The organism is Novosphingobium lindaniclasticum LE124, from assembly GCF_000445125.1.
Lineage (GTDB): Bacteria > Pseudomonadota > Alphaproteobacteria > Sphingomonadales > Sphingomonadaceae > Novosphingobium > Novosphingobium lindaniclasticum.
Genome location: NZ_ATHL01000040.1, coordinates 26,659 through 45,746, shown reverse-complemented (window position 1 = coordinate 45,746; position 19,088 = coordinate 26,659). Strand labels below are relative to the sequence as shown.

Annotated in this window: 18 protein-coding genes; 13 read left to right on the top strand and 5 right to left on the bottom strand. The window is 64.2% G+C overall.

Annotation, left to right across the window (positions count from 1 at the left end):
- Positions 1-13: 13 nt before the first annotated feature.
- From rplI to rpsF, 3 genes are read right to left on the bottom strand one after another with little or no spacing between them, the layout of a single operon-like run.
- Positions 14-610, bottom strand: coding sequence for a 50S ribosomal protein L9 (rplI, locus tag L284_RS29755; protein ID WP_021232953.1), 597 nt, complete (start codon positions 608-610; stop codon positions 14-16).
- Between the two features lie 14 nt (positions 611-624).
- Positions 625-849, bottom strand: coding sequence for a 30S ribosomal protein S18 (rpsR, locus tag L284_RS29750; protein ID WP_021232952.1), 225 nt, complete (start codon positions 847-849; stop codon positions 625-627).
- A 5-nt stretch (positions 850-854) separates the two neighbouring features.
- On the bottom strand, positions 855-1,217 hold the full coding sequence (rpsF, locus tag L284_RS29745; protein ID WP_021232951.1) for a 30S ribosomal protein S6: 363 nt from the start codon (positions 1,215-1,217) through the stop codon (positions 855-857).
- A gap of 340 nt (positions 1,218-1,557) precedes the next feature.
- Here rpsF and L284_RS29740 point away from each other — a divergent pair, with 340 nt between their 5' ends.
- The gene (locus L284_RS29740; protein WP_021232950.1) at positions 1,558-2,502 is read left to right on the top strand and encodes a DUF808 domain-containing protein; all 945 of its coding nucleotides are present in this window, start codon (positions 1,558-1,560) and stop codon (positions 2,500-2,502) included.
- A 47-nt stretch (positions 2,503-2,549) separates the two neighbouring features.
- On the opposite strand, the gene L284_RS29735 is transcribed toward L284_RS29740, so the two are convergent.
- Positions 2,550-3,977, bottom strand: coding sequence for a glutamate ligase domain-containing protein (locus L284_RS29735; protein ID WP_021232949.1), 1,428 nt, complete (start codon positions 3,975-3,977; stop codon positions 2,550-2,552).
- A gap of 53 nt (positions 3,978-4,030) precedes the next feature.
- On the opposite strand from L284_RS29735, the gene L284_RS29730 reads away from it, so the two are divergent.
- The 5 genes from L284_RS29730 to dnaN all read left to right on the top strand — a co-directional run bounded on the left by L284_RS29730 (position 4,031) and on the right by dnaN (position 8,599).
- Entirely contained in the window at positions 4,031-4,843 is an 813-nt protein-coding gene (locus tag L284_RS29730) for an LD-carboxypeptidase (RefSeq protein ID WP_021232948.1), read from the top strand.
- Positions 4,844-4,933: 90 nt separating this feature from the next.
- Entirely contained in the window at positions 4,934-5,869 is a 936-nt protein-coding gene (gene fabD, locus L284_RS29725; RefSeq protein ID WP_021232947.1) for an ACP S-malonyltransferase, read from the top strand.
- Positions 5,870-5,978: 109 nt separating this feature from the next.
- Positions 5,979-6,743 (top strand): 3-oxoacyl-[acyl-carrier-protein] reductase, encoded by a 765-nt coding sequence (fabG, locus tag L284_RS29720; protein WP_021232946.1) that lies wholly within the window; start codon positions 5,979-5,981, stop codon positions 6,741-6,743.
- 4 nt (positions 6,744-6,747) lie between these two features.
- Positions 6,748-7,215 (top strand): hypothetical protein, encoded by a 468-nt coding sequence (locus L284_RS29715; RefSeq protein ID WP_021232945.1) that lies wholly within the window; start codon positions 6,748-6,750, stop codon positions 7,213-7,215.
- Positions 7,216-7,480: 265 nt separating this feature from the next.
- Entirely contained in the window at positions 7,481-8,599 is a 1,119-nt protein-coding gene (dnaN, locus tag L284_RS29710) for a DNA polymerase III subunit beta (protein ID WP_021232944.1), read from the top strand.
- A gap of 58 nt (positions 8,600-8,657) precedes the next feature.
- On the opposite strand, the gene L284_RS29705 is transcribed toward dnaN, so the two are convergent.
- Positions 8,658-10,028 (bottom strand): FAD-dependent oxidoreductase, encoded by a 1,371-nt coding sequence (locus tag L284_RS29705; protein ID WP_021232943.1) that lies wholly within the window; start codon positions 10,026-10,028, stop codon positions 8,658-8,660.
- Between the two features lie 218 nt (positions 10,029-10,246).
- Between L284_RS29705 and L284_RS29700 the strand changes: the two genes are divergently transcribed.
- The 7 genes from L284_RS29700 to L284_RS29675 all read left to right on the top strand — a co-directional run bounded on the left by L284_RS29700 (position 10,247) and on the right by L284_RS29675 (position 19,042).
- Positions 10,247-12,967, top strand: a complete 2,721-nt coding sequence (locus L284_RS29700; protein WP_021232942.1) for an EAL domain-containing protein — start codon at positions 10,247-10,249, stop codon at positions 12,965-12,967.
- Between the two features lie 66 nt (positions 12,968-13,033).
- A complete protein-coding gene (lepA, locus tag L284_RS29695; RefSeq protein ID WP_021232941.1) occupies positions 13,034-14,836 on the top strand; it encodes a translation elongation factor 4 in 1,803 nt (600 codons plus the stop codon).
- A 476-nt stretch (positions 14,837-15,312) separates the two neighbouring features.
- Positions 15,313-15,795 (top strand): helix-turn-helix transcriptional regulator, encoded by a 483-nt coding sequence (locus L284_RS29690; RefSeq protein ID WP_235054307.1) that lies wholly within the window; start codon positions 15,313-15,315, stop codon positions 15,793-15,795.
- A gap of 66 nt (positions 15,796-15,861) precedes the next feature.
- Positions 15,862-16,200 (top strand): hypothetical protein, encoded by a 339-nt coding sequence (locus L284_RS29685; protein WP_031341585.1) that lies wholly within the window; start codon positions 15,862-15,864, stop codon positions 16,198-16,200.
- A 61-nt stretch (positions 16,201-16,261) separates the two neighbouring features.
- Entirely contained in the window at positions 16,262-16,771 is a 510-nt protein-coding gene (locus L284_RS48670) for a hypothetical protein (protein WP_021232938.1), read from the top strand.
- A gap of 101 nt (positions 16,772-16,872) precedes the next feature.
- Complete coding sequence (locus tag L284_RS48665) at positions 16,873-17,307, top strand: JAB domain-containing protein (protein ID WP_021232937.1); 435 nt, start codon at positions 16,873-16,875, stop codon at positions 17,305-17,307.
- Positions 17,308-17,407: 100 nt separating this feature from the next.
- Complete coding sequence (locus L284_RS29675; RefSeq protein ID WP_031341583.1) at positions 17,408-19,042, top strand: alpha-D-glucose phosphate-specific phosphoglucomutase; 1,635 nt, start codon at positions 17,408-17,410, stop codon at positions 19,040-19,042.
- Positions 19,043-19,088 lie beyond the last annotated feature (46 nt).

Sequence of the window (19,088 nt, the reverse complement as noted above, 5' to 3'; positions counted from 1 at the left end):
GCGAAAAGGAAGCTCAGGCCTCTTCTTCGGTCTCGGCAACGTCCTCTTCGACCGCGATTTCGCCGGGTTCGGCGTTCGGGTCATAGGCTTCGGTGAAGCCCGAGACGTCCTGTTCGAACATCGCGGCCATCACGTCCACGCCCTGCGACTGCAGGTCGGCTTCGTCGGGCGAACGCGCGACGTTCACCTTGATGGTGACCGAGACTTCGGGGTGCAGGTTCACGCGAACGTCGAACACGCCGATGGTCTTGATCGGGCGCTCGAGCACGATCATCTGCTTGCTGACTTCGGCGCCCTGTTCGTTGAGAGCGTCGACGATGTCACGCACGGAAACCGAACCGTAGAGCTGGCCCGAGTTCGAGGAGGCGCGGATCAGGACGACCTGCTTGCCTTCGACGTTGCCCGAGTGCGCTTCGGCCGACGAGCGACGCTCGGCGTTGTCGGCTTCGATCTTCGCGCGGTTGGCTTCGAAGACCTTCTTGTTCTTCTCGTTGGCGCGCAGGGCCTTCTTGTTGGGAAGAAGGTAGTTGCGGGCGTAACCGTCCTTGACGGAAACGACATCGCCGATGGCGCCGAGCTTCTCGACGCGTTCGAGGAGGATGATGTCCATGAGGCTAGCCCTCCTTACTTGACGATGTAGGGCAGGAGGCCGATGTGCCGGGCGCGCTTGATCGCCTGGCTCAGCTCACGCTGCTTCTTTGCGGAAACCGCGGTGATGCGGCTGGGAACGATCTTGCCACGCTCGGACATGAAGCCCTGAAGCAGACGCACGTCCTTGTAGTCGATGGCCGGAGCGTTCTTGCCCGAGAACGGGCAGGACTTGCGGCGGCGGAAGAATGCACGTGCCATGGAAATCAGTTCCCTTCACGTTCACGACGGCGAGTACGCTCGCGGTCGCTCTTGCGCATCATGACCGACGGACCAGCTTCGTGCTCGTCGACGCGGATGGTCAGGTAGCGAATGACGTCTTCGTTGATCTGCGTCTGGCGCTCGAGCTCGGCGATGGTATCGCCGGGAGCTTCGATGTTGAGCATCACGAAGTGCGCCTTGCGGTTGCGCTTGATCTTGTACGCGAGATTCTTGAGGCCCCAGGTCTCGGTCTTGGTGACCTTGCCCTGGTTCGCTTCGACGATCTCGGTGGCGGCGGCGGCAAGTGCATCGACTTGCGCCTGGCTGAGGTCCTGGCGTGCCAGGAACACGTGCTCATACTGAGCCACGGCAGCTTCCTTTATCTATAACTAACCGATCGCTGGCTTGTCCGCGGGATTGCGGGGCCCCTCCGGCTTTCTTCCTTCCCGTCCGGCATGCGGCATGGCGCACGAGACGGAAGGCGGCCCCTTAGCGGATCTGCGGCGGAACGCAAGCTAAAGCTGATCGCAAGCCGGGCGGCTCGCAGGGTTCGCCGGGAGGGCATGCATTCAGAGCGCTGTGCTTTATGGAGCGATCTATCGTCCAAGTCGTTTGGCATGCACGACTTTGTCCGCTTTCGCTTGATCGCCGGAACTTTCCCCCGCATGGCTGCGCTTCGCACTCTCAACTTAAGGGATTTCTTCTCAGATGGCTTCCGGCCTCGTAGCTCTTCTCGATGACGTGGCGGTGATCGCCCGCGCCGCCGCAGCCTCGCTGGACGACGTGGGGCTGGGCGTGGCCAAGGCCGGCAGCAAGGCGGCGGGCGTCGTGATCGACGACGCGGCGGTGACGCCGGGCTATGTCACCGATTTCACGCCCGAACGCGAACTGCCGATCATCTGGAAGATCGCCAAGGGCAGCCTGTTCAACAAGCTTGTCATCCTCCTGCCGATCGCGCTGCTGTTGAGCGCTTTCCTGCCCTGGCTGATCACCCCGATCCTGATGATCGGCGGCGCCTATCTGGCCTTCGAAGGGGCCGAAAAGGTCATCGAGAAGTTTGGCGGAGAGCATCACGGCGAAACCCTGGAAGAACCCGTCCAGGATGTCGCGGCGTTCGAGAAGAGCCGGGTGTCCGGCGCCATCCGCACCGACCTGATCCTGTCGGCGGAGATCATGGCGATCGCCCTTTCGGAAGTGGCCGACAATTCGCTCGTCACGCGGGCGGTGGCCTTGGCGCTGGTCGGCATCGTCATCACGGCGGGCGTCTACGGCGCGGTCGCGCTGATCGTGAAGATGGACGACATCGGCCTGCACCTCGCCAAGAAGCAGGGTGCGGGAACCCAGGCTTTCGGGCGCATGCTGGTGAGCGGCATGCCGAAGGTGCTGACGGTGCTGGCCTCGGTCGGCACGCTGGCGATGCTTTGGGTCGGCGGCGGGATCATCCTTCACGGCCTGGAGGAACTGGGTGTTCCGGCTCCGGCCCATGTGGCGCACGACTTCCAGCACTGGCTGGCCGCGGTCGGTGGACCGCTTGGCGCGGTGCTCGGCTGGCTGGGCTATGCCGTGGCTTCGGCGCTAGTGGGCCTCGTACTGGGCGCGGTGATCGCCGTGATCGTTCACCTTATCGCCAAGGCGCGCGGCAAGGCGCACTGAGTCCCGGGGCAACCCGTCGTCCCGGATCATGTCCGGGACGACGCGGGTCAGGGCAGCCGTGCGAGCAGATCCCTGGCAAACACCGTTAGCGTATCATCGCGCGCGCCCATCACCACCACCCGGTCTCCAGGCCTGGCGATCTCGACGATACGGCTGGCGCAATCCTCGCGAGCAGGGACATATTCGGCCCCAGGTCCATTGCCTCCGCCGTCCGCCTCGATCAGCCGCACGATCCGCTCGCTGCCTTCCGAGCGGTCCACCGTGCCGCCAAAATAGACCGGATCGCACAGGATCGTCACGTCGCCGCCGTCCAGCTTGGTGGCGAGCACTTCGGCCAGTTCATGCCCCATCTGCTTGAGCGGGCCATAGCCGTGGGGCTGAAAGAACGCGATAACGCGCCCCGGATGGGCCTTGAGCGTCGCCAGCGTGGCCGAGACCTTGTCCGGGTTGTGACCGAAGTCGTCGATCACCGTCACGCCGGAGGGCGAAGTGCCGACGATGTCGAACCGCCGCGCAAGCCCCATGAAACTGCCCAGCGCTGCTACGGCCTCGGCCACCGATACGCCCGCGGCACTGGCGGCGGCGATGGCGGCGAGCGCGTTGTAGAGATTGTGCCGCCCCGGCACCTTGAGCACCAGCGCATGCGAGGATCCCTCGCGCCGATCCAGCACGGTGGCGGTCAGCGCGGTCGGACCTTCGACCACATCGATGGCGCCGATCTGTGCTTCTGGTGACGCAATTCCGAACGTCACCAGAGCCTTGGCATGGGGGGCGAGGGCGGCGGTTTCCGCATCGTCGAGATTGATCGCCGAAACGTCCGCTCGGCCGAGGAAATCGCCGAAAAGCTGGCGCAGTTCCTCAAGGCTCTTGTGATCGAGGCTGACATTGCCCAGCACCGCGACCTTCGGACGATAGAGCGCGATGGAACCGTCGCTCTCGTCCACTTCCGAGACGAAGGCGTTGCCCTCACCCACGCGGGCGCTGGCGAAAGGCGCGTCGGGCGAGGCGAAGTTCTTCATCACCGCGCCGTTCATGATCGTGGGATCGCGGCCAGCATGGGTCATGATCCAGCCGGTCATGCCGGTGACGGTGGACTTGCCCGAAGTGCCGCCGATGGCCACGCCGAAGGGGGCGGCGTTGAACAGGGTCGCCAGAAGTTCCGCGCGGCTCATGCGCGGGCAGCCGAACGCTTTCGCACGGATCACTTCCGGCACGGTGTCTTCCACGGCGGCCGACGCCACCAGGGTCTGCTCCGCGCCAGTGATGCCGCTGCCGTCCTGCGGGTGCAGGTCGAAGCCGAGGCTTTCCAGCCAAGAGAACTTTTCGGGCGTGCGGCCCTGGTCGCGGCTGCGGTCCGAGCCGGCGACTTGCGCGCCGTGCCCCTTGAGGATCAGGGCGAGCGGCAGCATGCCGGATCCGCCGATGCCGCAGAAGAACCAGGGATGAGAAGTGAGATCGTGATGCGCGGACGTCATGACGCTTCGGTATGCGGCCTTGTTCGTCCTGACAACCTCGATAGGAAGGGACCATGACCCGTATCGCAGTTTGTGCACCGTCCACCCCGATCACCCGCGAGGATGCGGAGGCCGTCGTCGCGCTTGCCGCCGCCGAGTTCCCGGGCGTGGAACTGGTGATCCATGACCAGTGCTTTGAAGTGGACGGCCACTTCGCCGGAGGCGATGCGCGGCGTATCGCGGCGCTGGTGGAATGTGCCAACGATCCCTCGGTGGAGGCGGTCTGGTTCGCGCGCGGCGGCTATGGCGCCTGCCGGGTGGCGGAAGCGGCGATCGCCAAGTTCACGCACGACGCGCAGGCGAAGACTTTCCTGGGCTATTCGGACGCGGGATACATGCTGGGCGGACTCTATCGCGCGCGGATCGGCAAGCCGGTCCATGGCCCGATGCTGGCCGATATTCGCCGCGAGGGCGGAGCCGAGGCGGTGCGCCGCGCGCTGCGCTGGCTGACCGGCGATGCCTCGGGCCTGGAGCCGAGCGGAGACAAGCATCCCCGCGTCGCCTTCAACCTGATGACGCTGGCGATGCTCTGTGGCACCCCGCTGATGCCGGGTCTGGCGGGCCATGTCGTGCTGGTGGAGGAGGTGTCGGAATATCTCTATGCCGTGGACCGGCTGTTCTTCCACCTGACTGCCCACCTCGGCGGCGTGGCCGGTCTGCGTCTGGGCCGGATCAGCGAGGTACCGGAGAATGACCGGCCGTTCGGTGCCGAGGCTGAGGAAATCGCGCGTCATTGGTGCGCGCATCACGCCATTCCCTACCTCGGTCGCGCCGATATCGGACATGATGCGATGAACAGTATCGTACCGTTCGGGGTTGCCGAGTAGCCTCAAGGTCAATAACGCGCCGCGCCACATCCAGATTCGCAAATCGGCAGGGTCGTTTCCGAAACCCGCCGGACAGAAGGAGCCGCCAAGATGCGTGCATTCGTTTTCCCGGGACAGGGCAGCCAGAAGGTCGGCATGGGCGCCGAACTCGCCGAAGCCAGCACAGTCGCGCGCGAGGTCTTCCAGGAGGTGGACGAGGCGCTCGGCCAGAATCTCTTCCGCGTGATGACGCAGGGCCCCGAAGAGGAACTGACGCTCACCGAGAATGCCCAGCCGGCGATCATGGCCAATGCCGTCGCCGTCCTGCGCGTGCTGGAGAAGGAAGGCGGCGTGACGCTGGCCGACAAGGCCGATTTCGTCGCCGGACACTCGCTGGGTGAATATACCGCGCTTTGCGCTGCCGGAGCCTTCAGCCTTGCCGACACCGCGCGCCTCCTGAAGCTGCGCGGCCAGTCGATGCAGGCAGCGGTTCCGGTCGGCCTTGGCGCCATGGCGGCGCTGCTGGGCGCTGATATCGAGAAGGCGACTGAACTTGCCGCCGCTGCTGCCGAAGGTCGGGTCTGCACCGTCGCCAACGACAACGATCCCACGCAGGTCGTGATCTCCGGCCACAAGGAAGCCATCGAGCGCGCCGTCGCGCTGGTGAAGGACTTCGGGATCAAGCGCGGCGTGCTGCTGCCGGTCTCGGCGCCGTTCCACTGCCCGCTGATGCAGCCCGCTGCCGACGCCATGGCAGAAGCGCTGGGCAAGACTCCTCCGGGCAGCCTGCATGTGCCGCTCTTCGCCAATGTCACCGCCTCGGTCGTCACCGACCCCGCCGAAGTGCAGCGCCTGCTGGTGGAACAGGTCACCGGCCGCGTCCGCTGGCGCGAAAGCGCGATCGCCATGCGCGAGGCCGGCGTCGACACCTTCGTCGAACTTGGCGGCAAGGTGCTCGGGCCGATGATCAAGCGTTCGGCCGGGGAGGTGGAAGTGATCTCCGCCGTGACCATGGCCGAGATCGAGGAACTGACCAAAACCCTTTGATCCGCGTCGTCCCGGGCTTGACCCGGGACCGCTGGAGGCTTGAAGAAAGGTCCGTTCAGCGGACCAGCGCTCCCCGCCACGGGAGAGCGCGTCACGGAGATTTGAAAAGATGTTCAACCTCAACGGAATGACCGCCCTCGTCACCGGCGCCTCGGGCGGTATCGGTTCGGCCGTCGCCCGCGCGCTGGCCGCGCAGGGTGCCCGCCTTGCCATCTCGGGCTCGAATGCCGAAAAGCTGCGCGCCTTCCGCGACGAGCTTGACGAGCACACCCCGCAGCATGTGCAGGACGTCGATCATGTCGCCATCGCCTGCAACCTCGGAGATCCCGAGCAGGTGGAGAAGCTGGTTCCCGCCGCGCTCGAATCGCTCGGCAAGATCGACATCCTGATCAACAACGCCGGCATCACCCGTGACAACCTTGCCATGCGCATGAAGGACGAGGAGTGGGACCAGGTCATCAGGATCAACCTGGAATCGACTTTCCGCCTGATGCGCGCCGTCACCAAGCCGATGATGAAGGCGCGCTTCGGCCGCATCATCAACGTCACTTCGGTCGTCGGCACCACCGGCAATCCCGGCCAGATGAACTACTGCGCGGCCAAAGGCGGCATCACTGCCATGTCCAAGAGCCTTGCGCAGGAACTCGCCAGCCGCAACGTCACCGTCAACTGCATCGCGCCGGGCTTCATCCGCACGGCGATGACCGATGTGCTGCCCGATGCGCAAAAGGACGCGCTGAACGGCCGCATCCCGATGGGCCGCATGGGCGAGGGCGACGATATCGCCGCTGCCGCCGTGTTCCTGGCTTCGAAAGAAGCCGGCTACGTCACCGGCCAGACGATCCACGTCAACGGCGGCATGGTAATGATCTGAGGTCATGAAGCGGGTCTCGATCCTTGCAGCAGCCGGAGTCGCACTGCTGCTCGGGTCGTGCTCGTCCGACTTCGACTTCCACGCCGAGATGATCGGTGGGCGCCTGGCTTTCGTGCCCACCGGAAACTGGTTTTCGCGGCCGGATCGCTTCTGCATGGTGGACGTGCGGGCCTCGAGCGGTCCGCGGGCCAAGGCAGAAGCAGGGGACGATCCCCAGCAGATTGCCGAGGGTGCCTACTGGTCCTATTGGCCGGACGGCTGCAATAACAGGTTCCCGTTCGTCTATGGACAGGCTCTGAAGGGAAAATCGGTTCTCGACACGCGCAGCGGGTTGGAGCGGCCCCATGTCCGCGCAAAGCGGCTGTCGCCCAATGTGGTCTATGAAATTCGGGTGCTCGCGCCCCGCTCGGCTTATGGCAGCGCTCGTTTTGCGCTGGATGGGCAGGGGCATGTGCGGAATTTCGGGCCATAAGCCTGCGGTACTTTTCGCAGCGCATCGATGCCGCTGGTCGAGCTAATTCGCTGCGCAAAGCCCACTTGAATGTTTTTGATGCCGAACTCCGTAGAACGCGTTCGGATCGGTTGAAAAACGACCGAAATCCCCCTGTTTATCCCCAGAAACACCATAGTGCGCGCAATAGTCGCTTGCCGCCTGTTTTCCGTTCGCTAGAGATATTCGTCCTGAAATTCGGGATGCGCGCGCATCCTTAGCCCGACCAAGGGGGACTAGAGGCGCCATGAAGGCCACAATCGAACGTTCCACGCTCCTGCGCTGCCTGTCGCACGTGCAGTCCGTCGTCGAGCGGCGCAATACCATTCCCATCCTATCCAACGTCCTGATCGAGGCTTCGGGCGGCGGATCGCTGCGCATCATGGCGACTGACCTCGACTTGCAGGTCGTTGAAACCCTGGGTGCCGTCTCGGTCGAACAGGCCGGTGCGATCACGGTTTCCGCGCACCTGCTGTTCGACATCGCGCGAAAGCTGCCCGACGGCAGCCAGGTAAGCCTCGACGTGTCGGACAATCGCATGGTGGTGAAGGCGGGGCGCAGCCGCTTCCAGCTTCCCACCCTGCCGCGCGACGATTTCCCGATGATCGCAGAAGGCGAACTGCCGACCAGCTTCGAGATCCCGGCCGCCACGCTGGGCCAGCTGATCGACCGTACCCGCTTCGCGATCTCCACCGAGGAAACGCGTTACTATCTCAACGGCATCTTCCTCCACGTCTCGGACGAGGAGCTGAAGGCTGCCGCCACCGACGGTCACCGCCTGGCGCGCTTTACGCTCGCCCGCCCCGACGGCGCCGAGGGCATGCCGGATGTGATCGTGCCCCGTAAATGCGTCGGCGAACTGCGCAAGCTGCTTGAAGAAGCGCTCGACACCAATGTGCTCATCGATCTTTCGGCCAGCAAGATCCGTTTCACCCTCGGCGGCGAGAACGGCGTGGTGCTGACCAGCAAGCTGATCGACGGCACGTTCCCGGACTACACGCGCGTCATCCCGACCGGGAACGACAAGCTGCTGCGGATCGATCCCAAGAGCTTCTTCGAAGGCGTGGACCGCGTGGCGACCATCGCCACCGAGAAGACCCGCGCGGTGAAGATGGCGCTGGAACAGGACCGCGTGACGCTTTCGGTGACTTCGCCCGACAACGGCACGGCCGCGGAAGAGGTTCCGGCGGACTACGGTTCGGATGGCTTCGAGATCGGCTTCAATGCCAACTATCTCAAGGACATACTCGGACAGATCGACGGCGACACGGTGGAACTCCACCTTGCCGACGCCGGCGCGCCCACGCTCATCCGGCAGGACGAAAAGAGCCCGGCGCTCTACGTGCTCATGCCGATGCGCGTCTGACCTAAGTTTCGGGTTGCAGAACAAGGCCGGGGTGCTTCCCCGGCCTTTTTCATTGCAGTCAGCTCTCCTGAACCGAGGGATGGGCCTTGGCGATCATGCGGTCCACCTCGACGATCTTCTCGCGCGGGGCGCCCGCTCGGGCGTTGGCGACTTCGGCTTCGTCGATCTTCTGCCACTCGGTGAATTTGACGTAGTCGATCCCGCGCTGCGCCGCGAGTGCCTCGAAGCCGGATCGCCCCGTCTTTCCGCTGCCTGCCTCTCCCCAGGCGCCGAGATCGGCGTCGATCTTTTCGACGATGGCGAAGCCGTCCGGACGATTGGTGCCGATCGTTCCCGTAGGCCCGCGCCGCGCCCAGCCGACGCAATAGAGGCCGGACATGATACGCCCCTCGACATTGGCGAAGCGGCCGCCTTGTTCGTCATAGGGGACGTCCGGTATTCGCGAGGTCTGGTAGCCAATGCAGGCGATGACGATCCCAGCCGGGATGTGGTAGGTCTCGCCGGTGCCCACGGCTTTGCCGTCTGCCAGCCTGGTACGTTCGATCTCCACGCCCTCGACCCGGTCCGTGCCGAGGATTGCGCGCGGAGCCGCGAAGAAATCGAACTCGATGGCGATGTCGCGGCCGGGGCAGGCGATCTCTGCCGCGCCGTCCCGGCCATTGTCGTTGGCGGAAGTTTCCGCAGCGGCGAAGCTGCGCAAGTGGCCCATCGTCTTGCGCATGCCGGGATCGAGCCCGGCGTCCTCTGCCAGCGGGGGCAGGTCGGCGGGATCGACGCGGGGGCAGGCGCGCGCGAGTTTCGCCAGCTCGCCCAACTCCTTCGGCGTCATGGTAACCTGATGCGGCCCGCGCCGTCCCAGGATGACGATCCGCCTGATGCGCGCGGTCTGCAGCGAGGCCAGGGCATGGGCTACGATGTCGCTGCCTTCGAACTCCTCGCCGGACTTCGCGAGGATCCGCGCGACGTCCAGCGCGACGTTGCCGTTGCCGACGATCACTGCCGTGTCATGGCTGAAATCGGGATGCAGCTCGGCGAATTGAGGATGTCCGTTGTACCAGCCGACGAAGGCGGCGCTGCCGTAGACGTTGGGCAAGTCTTCGCCCGGCAGGCCCAGCTTGCGGTCGTTCGGCGCGCCGGTCGCGAGCACGACCCCGTCATAGAGACCGCGCAATTCGTCGATGGTGATGTCGCGCCCGACCATGACGTTGCCGACGAAGCGGACATTCTTGCTGAGGGCGGTGGTTTCGTAGCGCCGCGCGACGCTCTTGATGCTTTGGTGATCGGGGGCGACGCCAGTGCGGATCAGCCCGAAGGGCACGGGCGAGGAATCGAAGATGTCGACCCGGACGCCGTCTTTCCATTGTTTGAGCGCTGCCTCGGCGGTGTAGTACCCGGCCGGTCCCGATCCGACTATGGCGATGTGTCGCATGGATTTTTCTCCCAGGCGGACGGAAACTGCGCCAGCGCGCCCGCCATTCACGAAGTGATCACGGTTGCGCACACTCGGCAAGCGAAAACAGGCCGGGCGGTCGGCGCCTGCCATATATATGGCTCGATCGGATAGGATCGAATGGGGTAGGGACCAATTGCGGTTTGGTTGCCGGAACTTAACACTTTCGCAATGGCGCGGAGGCAATAGCCGATCCAATGGCGAAGAAGGGACTCAAGGAGCTGAACGGGCAGCCGTGCGAAAGCGCGTCGAACCCGCCTGCGTCCGGTCCTGAGGTTGGACCCGGCGTCGAGGGTGCGGAAAACCGAGGCGTTCCCAACTTCGCCTTCCTTCGCGGCCGCGCGCCGAGCAGCGATCCGCTGCACTTCTTCATCGCCCGGCGCTGGGAACTCATGGCGCCCGCCATGGTCTGCACGATGGTCGCCCTGGGCTTCACGTCGCGCAGTGCGCCGGGTTCGCTGTCCCTGTTGCTTTCCTTTGCAGCCGTTCTGCTGTGTCTCGCCACGCCCTGGCTGGCGACCGTCGAGGGAAGTCTGCATCACCGCAGCTGGAAGCGTTATCCGCTGATGCTGGTGACGATCGCGCTACCGATGCTGCTGTTTGGAATGGCCGCCGCGCAATGGACGCGCGAGGTTCCGGCGCTGGACTGGCGCATCACGATCAAGGGCTATGGTCTGCTGGTCCTGCTGGCGACCGTGCTGCTCGACCGCCGACTGACATCGATCGTCGCCGCGACGCTGGGGGTCTGGGCCGGCGCTTCGCTTCACTCCGCCTCGCTCGGGACTTTCGGACTGCTGGGAGCAGGGCTCGTCATCGGACTGGTGGCGGCGATGCGGCAGGCGCGGCTCGCCCGCGAGGAATCGATGCGTCTGGCGATCCAGGAGCGGGAACGGCACCGCGCGGAGGAATTGCTGCGCGAATACGAGGAGACCGGTCAGGGGTGGTTCTGGGAAACCGATCGCCGGGGCCTGGTCGCCTATGTTTCGCCCCGCATCGCCGAACTGCTGCACAGCCGCCAGACCGAGCTTTACGGCAAGCCCTTTCTCAGCCTGTTCCGCTTGCGCGCGGAAGACCACGACAGCGAGCGTACGCTGGCGTTCCATCTCTCGACCCGGTCCTCTTTCCAGGACGTGGCCGTGCGTGCCGCTACCGACGAACAGGATGAGCGCTGGTGGTCGATCAGCGGCCGACCGGTGCTGGACCAGTTTCACAACTTCCTGGGCTTTCGCGGCTCCGGCATCGACCTGACCGAGACGCGCAAGTCGCAGCAGCACGTCACCCGGCTCGCCCGTTTCGATTCGCTGACCAAGCTCGCCAACCGGTTCCAGATGTCGGAGTGGCTGGAGAAGGTCATCAACTCGCCGCGGACCGAAAACCGGGCCTGCGCGGTGTTCCTGCTCGATCTCGACCGTTTCAAGCAGGTCAACGACACCTTGGGCCATCCGGCCGGCGATGCCCTGCTCAAGCAGGTCGCGGAGCGCCTGCGCCTGACGGTGGCGAACATGGGGCGGGTGGGGCGCCTCGGCGGAGACGAGTTCCAGGTGATCCTGCCGGGCTATCACCAGCATGAAGGTCTTGGCCATCTGGCGCGCCGCGTGATCGAGAACCTGTCGCAGCCTTATTCCATCGATGGCACCCGCGTCACCATCGGCGCCTCGGTAGGCATCGCCATGTGCCCCGAGGACGGTACCAGCAGCGAAGTGCTGATCCGCAATGCCGACCTCGCGCTCTACGCCGCCAAGGACGGAGGGAGAGGGCGCCATCATTTCTACGACGACGATCTCCACTCCGACGCGCGCGAGCGCCAGCAGCTGGAGCAGGACTTGCGCGACGCCATAGCGGGCGGCGCGCTTGAACTGCACTATCAGCCGCAGATCCATACCAAAACCCAGACGATCACCGGCTTCGAAGCGTTGCTGCGCTGGAAACACCCCCGGCACGGCTATCTGTCACCGGCCAAGTTCGTGCCCGTGGCGGAGGAAACCGGGCTCGTCTCGGAAATCGGCGAATGGGTCCTACGCAAGGCCTGCCGCGACCTTGCCGCCTGGCCGAACGACGTGCGCGTGGCAGTGAATGTCTCGCCGCTGCAGTTCGCCAATGCCGAACTGCCCTCGATCGTCGCGCAGGCGATCGCCGATTCGGGCATTGCGGCGAAGCGGTTGGAACTGGAGATCACCGAAAGCGTCTTCCTCGGCGAGGACGCGTCCACCGAAGCCATGTTCGGCGCGCTCAAGGACATCGGCGTGCGCCTGGCACTGGACGATTTCGGGACGGGTTATTCCTCGCTCGGCTACCTGAAGAAAGCCCCGTTCGACAAGATCAAGATCGACCAGAGCTTCGTGCGCGGCGCCTGCGTCGAAGGCAGCCGGAACGGCGCGATCATTTCCTCCATCGTCAGCCTTGCCGAAGCGCTGGGCATGGAAACGACAGCCGAGGGCGTGGAGACTTTCGATGAACTCGATCTCGTTCGCCTGCTCGGATGCAGTCACATCCAAGGCTACATCTACGAAAAACCGCTGAGTTCTGCCGAAGTCGTCGCGCGGCTGGAGCGCGGGCTCGTCGCCGTCGCCAGCGGCCCCCGTTCCGCCCGCGCCTCGCGCCAGCCGACGACGCGCAAGGTCGTCCTTGAGCACGGCGGTCATGTCTATCACGGGATCATCCGCAACATTTCCGCCACCGGCGCCACGGTGGAAGGGCTGTGGAACGTACCGGTGGATACCGAGTTCGCACTCCAACTGGCCGAGGGCACCGTCGTCCTCGCCACCGCGCGCTGGTGCCGACGTGGCCGCATGGGGGTCGAATTCGTCGACCCGCTCGAACTCGACGCCTCAGGCAACGTCCTGATCGCACCGACCGATGTTGCCGCCGGTCGAACCGGGGAAACGGGCGCGGCGGGATTGCTGCGCAAGACAGGTTGACGGCACGGGCGAAAATGCGCGCGGACCGCATTTTCAAACGGCTCAAGCGCTGCTAACGGCGCTCCCATGACCGAACTCGCCCAGATCCGAAATTTCTCGATCATTGCCCATATCGATCACGGCAAGTCCACGCTTGCCGACCGCCTGATCCAGCGCACCGGAGGCCTCTCCGACCGCGAGATGAGCGCCCAGGTGCTCGATAACATGGACATCGAGAAGGAACGCGGCATCACCATCAAGGCGCAGACCGTGCGCCTGAACTACACGGCGTCCGACGGGATCACCTATGAGCTGAACCTCATGGACACGCCCGGCCACGTCGACTTCGCCTACGAAGTCAGCCGCAGCCTTGCCGCCTGCGAGGGCGCGCTGCTGGTAGTGGACGCGGCGCAGGGCGTGGAAGCGCAGACCCTGGCCAACGTCTATCAGTCGATCGAGCACGATCATGAGATCGTGCCCGTGATCAACAAGATCGACCTGCCCGCCGCCGAGCCGGAAAAGGTGCGCAACGAGATCGAGGAAGTGATCGGCATCGACGCTTCCGACGCCGTGCTCGCCTCGGCCAAGTCGGGCATCGGCATCGACGAGATTCTCGAAGCCGTCGTCGCCAAGATCCCTGCGCCCAAAGGCGATCGCACTGCGCCGCTGAAGGCCATGCTGGTCGATTCCTGGTACGATCCCTATCTCGGCGTCGTCATTCTGGTGCGCGTGATCGACGGGGTCATCAAGAAGGGCCTCAACGTCAAGTTCATGCAGGGCGGCACCGACCATCTGGTCGACCGCGTCGGCTGTTTCACGCCCAAACGCATCGACCTGCCCGAACTGGGGCCGGGCGAAATCGGCTTCATCACCGCGCAGATCAAGGAAGTGGAGCAGGCGAAAGTCGGCGACACCATCACTACCGTGAAGGGCGGCGCGGCGCAGGCTTTGCCGGGCTACAAGGAAGTGCAGCCGGTGGTGTTCTGCGGGCTCTTCCCCGTCGATGCCAACGACTTCGAGAAGCTGCGCGAATCGATCGGCAAGCTGCGCCTGAACGACGCCTCGTTCAGTTTCGAAATGGAATCGAGCGCGGCGCTAGGCTTCGGTTTCCGCTGCGGCTTCCTCGGGCTGCTGCACCTGGAGATCATCCAGGAGCGCCTGAGCCGCGAGTATGATCTCGACCTCATCACCACGGCGCCTTCGGTGGTCTATCGCCTGACGATGACCGACGGCACGGTGAAGGAACTCCACAACCCGGCCGACATGCCCGATCCGGTCAAGATCGACTTCATGGAAGAGCCGTGGATCAAGGCCGTGATCTACACGCCGGACGAATATCTCGGCTCGATCCTCAAGCTCTGCCAGGACCGTCGCGGCATCCAGAAGGATCTCACGTACGTCGGCGGCCGCGCTCAGGTGACCTATGAGCTGCCGCTCAACGAAGTGGTGTTCGACTTCTACGACCGCCTGAAGTCGATCAGTCGCGGCTATGCCAGCTTCGACTATGAGCAGATCGGGCTTCAGGAGGGTGATCTCGTGATGATGAACATCCTCGTCAACAACGAACCGGTCGATGCCCTCTCGATGGTGGTCCATCGCAGCCAGGCCGAGCCGCGCGGCCGTGCGCTGGTGGAGCGTCTGAAGGAACTGATCCCGCGGCACATGTTCAAGATCCCGATCCAGGCGGCGATCGGTGCCAAGGTCATCGCCCGCGAGACGATCTCGGCCATGCGCAAGGATGTGACCGCCAAGTGCTACGGCGGTGATATCACCCGCAAGAAGAAGCTTCTGGAAAAGCAGAAGGAGGGCAAGAAGCGCATGCGCGAGTACGGCAACGTGCAGATCCCGCAGGAAGCCTTCATCGCCGCCCTGCGCATGGGCGAGGAATGATCGCGCAGGGCGAGGACCTCACTTAGCGGATCTACTCCCTCGCCTGGGATCACCGGAACCTGTCAGCGACTATCGAACGCCGCGCCATGCGCGGCGTTTTGATTCACGTGCTCGCCAAATATCCTCCGAAATGGATCTTTTCGATGTTGCCAGGTTGCGAATCGCTGACCGAACAAGATTGGTTAAGGATAGGCCGATAGACGAGCCTGCGCGCGAGCGGTCCCGGACGGGCTCGGCAATCGATTTCCTAAGGGCCGCAGGGGCGATCTCGATGAGAGATGCATCCGATACGGTTAAATTGTGACCTGTCATGGCTTGATAGAGCATTTGCAGACGACCTATAAACGCGCCGCACGGACGGCGGGGCTGGGGCACGGCGGAACGAGGGTGGTTCGGTAGCGTTTATGGACCTAGAGCGAACGGACGCTGGCGGCGAAGTGACGCAGTTTCAACGCATCCTGGCGGTATTCCCGTCGTTGACATCCAAACAGCACGAGGTCCTGGCCTTTGTGGCCGAAAACCGCACGAGCAAGGAAATCGCCTGGGATCTGGGCATTTCCGAAAGCGCCGTGAACCAGCGCATCGAAGGGGTTCGCAGCCGCACCGGATCGCCGCCACGCGCCGAACTGGCCCGGGCTTACAGGCAGTATCAGCAGGACCAGGCGGCAGCCTGTAATCCGTTACCAGAGAAGAATCCTCAGGTTCCGGCCATGACCCTCTTCGATGAGGATCAGGGCAGAGACGAACTGGTCGAAAGGCTCACGCTTGCCGACAGCGCCACATTCAAGGTGACGGCGCCCTGGCAGGAAGAGAACTTTCCCCGGATCGTCCCGGAGGTGCTCGATGGAGCGAATGCGGGTCTCAGCCGCACGGCCGCCATGATCGCCATTGCCGGAGGATTGCTCCTCGTGGCGGTGTTCGGTCTGGATCTGGCCACGAAGCTGAGCGGTCTGCTTTGATCCAGCCTCCTGCCACGGTTTACGCAAACGCATCGCTCGGGCCGATGTCGCTGAATGGGGGTCACCATGTCGATCACGATTTCCGCTGCCACCGCCCGCATCGCCCGCCAACTGCCCGAGGCCGAACTGTCGCTGGATTCCGCGCTTCTCGCATCGGCGCGCCTGATGGAATCGATGCTTCTCGCGCGCCAGGCGGATGGAGTGGCAACTTTCACCGGCCAGACCGCGCTGATGCGCCTTGCCAAGACGCAGCGCACGCTGCTCGAAAGCCAGAACGACATGCTCCGCGTCCATCAGGAACTCCTCGGGATCGGCCGCGACATCCACGCGATCGCCGACGAGCCGGAAGCCTGCCCCGAAAACGGCCGACTGATCGAAGACGCAACCCTGTTGCGATCGGCCTAAGCGACCCAGGTCCGATCGCGGGTTCCGCGCGTTTCAGGCGGCATGGCCATGGGGGGCTTGCATGCTGACCTGGGGCGCGCGGGCCTACCTCCAATATGGAGTCTATCTCCTCCTTTTCCTCGTGGCCTGGCGACGCGGCGATGCGCCTGAGCGCATTCTGGCGGGGATCATGCTGGGCATGGTCGTGGTCGACCGGATCTATCACCTCGGTCGCGGCTCGGACCTGCTGGTCTACTACGGAGTGGATGTCGTCCATCTGGCGATCGACATGTCGAGCCTGCTGGGCATCGGCTATGTCGCGCTCCATGCCAACAGGGTGTATCCGTTATGGATAGGTGGGGCTCAGATCATAGCTTTTTCGAGCCATTTCTATCGGCTGGGGATCGTCGATATCCATACGACGGCCTATCAGGTGATGGCGATCATCCCATCCTACGTCCAGCTTCTGGCGATGGCCCTCGGCCTGGTTTTTCACGCGCGGCGGCGGAAGACACGGGGCAGCTATCCCTCCTGGCGCAAATCCTCCGCCCCGTCGTCGGAGAGCGGAGCGAGGCCGTTGCACGCCGCCTGATCCGCCGTTTCGGATCGCTCAGAACCGTCTATTCCGCTTCCGCGCAAGCACTGGCCGAGGAAATCGACGTTTCGGGGCTCAACCGGCAGGCCATCGCCGCAGTGATCGTCGCCGCCCGGGATCTCGCCGCCGTTGCCCTGCGCGAGACTTTGCTCGGCGAGCCGATCAGCCTCACCGGCTCCGCTTTTCGCCAGTACCTCGCCAGCCGCCTGCAGGGTCGGCGAGAGGAGTGCGTCATGGTGGTCTTCCTGACCGGCGAAGGCCTGTTCATCGCCGAGGACATTCACGTCGGCACGCGGCAGTCCACCTGCGAACTGCCGCTGCGCCGCACCGTGCGGCGCGCTTTCGACCTCGACGCGCGCCGACTGGTTCTGGTCCACAACCATCCCTCCGGCGACCCGACGCCAAGCGTTGAAGACGTTCGGTCCACTCGCAAGTTCCGGCAGGTCATGAGCGCTCTCGAGTTCGCTCTGGACGACCATTTCATCGTCGCGCGCAGCGGTATCTTCAGTATGAGTGACAACGGTCTGATTTAGATGGTGATTTACCGTAAGGGACGTGCAACCGGATTGCCTTAGAGGCTATCTATACCGGCGAGCGCATTTGCGTCGCAACGTCCTGCTTGGAGAATGGGTTTTGACCGAGATCGTCACCGTACCGACCGCGCCTTTCGATGGACAGGCGCCCGGAACGTCAGGCCTCCGCAAGAAAGTGCGGGTATTCCAGCAGGCTAACTATGCCGAAAACTTCATCCAGTCGGTGTTCGACGTCGTCAAGCCGCAGCCGGGTGCGGCCTTGGTCATCGGCGGTGATGGTCGTTTCCACAATCGCACCGTGATCCAGCAGGCCATCCGCATGGCCGCCGCCAACGGCTATGCGCGGGTGCTGGTCGGGCAGGGCGGTATTCTTTCGACGCCGGCAGCGAGCCATGTCATCCGCAAGTACGGCGCAAGCGGCGGCCTGATCCTGTCGGCCAGCCACAATCCCGGCGGTCCGGATGAGGATTTCGGGATCAAGTACAACATCGCCAACGGCGGCCCGGCGCCGGAAAGCGTCACGGGCGAGATCCTGGCACGCACCCGAGAGATCGCCTTTTGGCTGACGATCGAGGCCGAGGACATCGATCTCGATCGGCTTGGCGAAGTTACCGTGGGCGACATGACCGTCGAGGTGCTGGATCCGGTGGCCGACTATGCGGACCTGATGGAACAGCTGTTCGATTTCGATGCTATCCGAAAAGCGGTCTCCAGCGGCTTTACCATGCGCTTCGATGCGATGAGCGCTGTCACCGGGCCTTACGCGATGGAAATCCTCGAAAATCGTCTTGGCTTCGCGCCCGGGACCGTGGTCAACGGCACGCCGCTGGAGGACTTTGGCGGGCATCATCCCGATCCCAACCTGATCCATGCCAAGGAACTCTACGACCTCATGATGGGGCCAGACGCGCCTGACATCGGCGCGGCATCCGACGGGGACGGCGACCGCAACCTCATCATCGGGCGCGGACGCTTCATCACGCCTTCGGATTCGCTGGCGATGCTGGCTGCCAACATCGAAATTGCCCCGGCCTACCGAGGCCGCCTTTCCGGCATCGCCCGCTCGATGCCGACCAGTGCCGCCGCCGACCGGGTAGCGGAAGCGCTTGGCATTCCGTGCTTCGAGACGCCCACCGGATGGAAGTTCTTCGGCAACCTGCTCGATGCGGGGAAGGTCACGATCTGCGGCGAGGAAAGTGCCGGTACCGGGTCCGACCACGTGCGCGAGAAGGACGGCCTTTGGGCTGTCCTGCTCTGGCTGAACATCCTTGCCGTGCGCGATATCAGCGTCGATCAACTCGCCCGTACGCACTGGGCGCGCTTCGGCCGCAATTATTATGCCCGTCATGATTACGAGGCGGTGGACAGCGCCGCCGCGGCGACCTTGATGGACGAATTGAAGGCCAGGTTGCCGACACTGGCAGGCGAAATGTTCGGTTCGCTGACGGTGTCCCGTGCCGACAGCTTCTCCTACACCGATCCGGTCGATCATTCCGTCAGCGAGAACCAGGGTGTGCGAGTGCTCTTCGAGGACGGCAGCCGGGTCGTTTTCCGCCTCTCGGGGACCGGCACTCAGGGGGCGACCCTGCGCGTCTATCTCGAACGTTACGAGCCCGCCACGGGTGCGATCGACGCCGAGACCGGCGTGATGCTGGAACCCCAGATCGCGGCGGCCCACGAGATTGCCGGCATCGCGCATCACACCGGCCGATCGGCGCCTGACGTGGTGACGTGATCTCCGGTGTCTCGGCTCCGATAGCGGCAAATGTCCGGCGGAGCTG

Coding starts and splice junctions, on each gene's coding strand:
- rplI (WP_021232953.1), bottom strand. CDS start 610: ATGGACATCATCCTCCTCGAACGCGTCGAGAAGCTCGGCGCCATCGGC.
- rpsR (WP_021232952.1), bottom strand. CDS start 849: ATGGCACGTGCATTCTTCCGCCGCCGCAAGTCCTGCCCGTTCTCGGGC.
- L284_RS29740 (WP_021232950.1), top strand. CDS start 1,558: ATGGCTTCCGGCCTCGTAGCTCTTCTCGATGACGTGGCGGTGATCGCC.
- L284_RS29735 (WP_021232949.1), bottom strand. CDS start 3,977: ATGACGTCCGCGCATCACGATCTCACTTCTCATCCCTGGTTCTTCTGC.
- L284_RS29730 (WP_021232948.1), top strand. CDS start 4,031: ATGACCCGTATCGCAGTTTGTGCACCGTCCACCCCGATCACCCGCGAG.
- fabD (WP_021232947.1), top strand. CDS start 4,934: ATGCGTGCATTCGTTTTCCCGGGACAGGGCAGCCAGAAGGTCGGCATG.
- fabG (WP_021232946.1), top strand. CDS start 5,979: ATGTTCAACCTCAACGGAATGACCGCCCTCGTCACCGGCGCCTCGGGC.
- L284_RS29715 (WP_021232945.1), top strand. CDS start 6,748: ATGAAGCGGGTCTCGATCCTTGCAGCAGCCGGAGTCGCACTGCTGCTC.
- dnaN (WP_021232944.1), top strand. CDS start 7,481: ATGAAGGCCACAATCGAACGTTCCACGCTCCTGCGCTGCCTGTCGCAC.
- L284_RS29705 (WP_021232943.1), bottom strand. CDS start 10,028: ATGCGACACATCGCCATAGTCGGATCGGGACCGGCCGGGTACTACACC.
- L284_RS29700 (WP_021232942.1), top strand. CDS start 10,247: ATGGCGAAGAAGGGACTCAAGGAGCTGAACGGGCAGCCGTGCGAAAGC.
- lepA (WP_021232941.1), top strand. CDS start 13,034: ATGACCGAACTCGCCCAGATCCGAAATTTCTCGATCATTGCCCATATC.
- L284_RS29685 (WP_031341585.1), top strand. CDS start 15,862: ATGTCGATCACGATTTCCGCTGCCACCGCCCGCATCGCCCGCCAACTG.
- L284_RS48670 (WP_021232938.1), top strand. CDS start 16,262: ATGCTGACCTGGGGCGCGCGGGCCTACCTCCAATATGGAGTCTATCTC.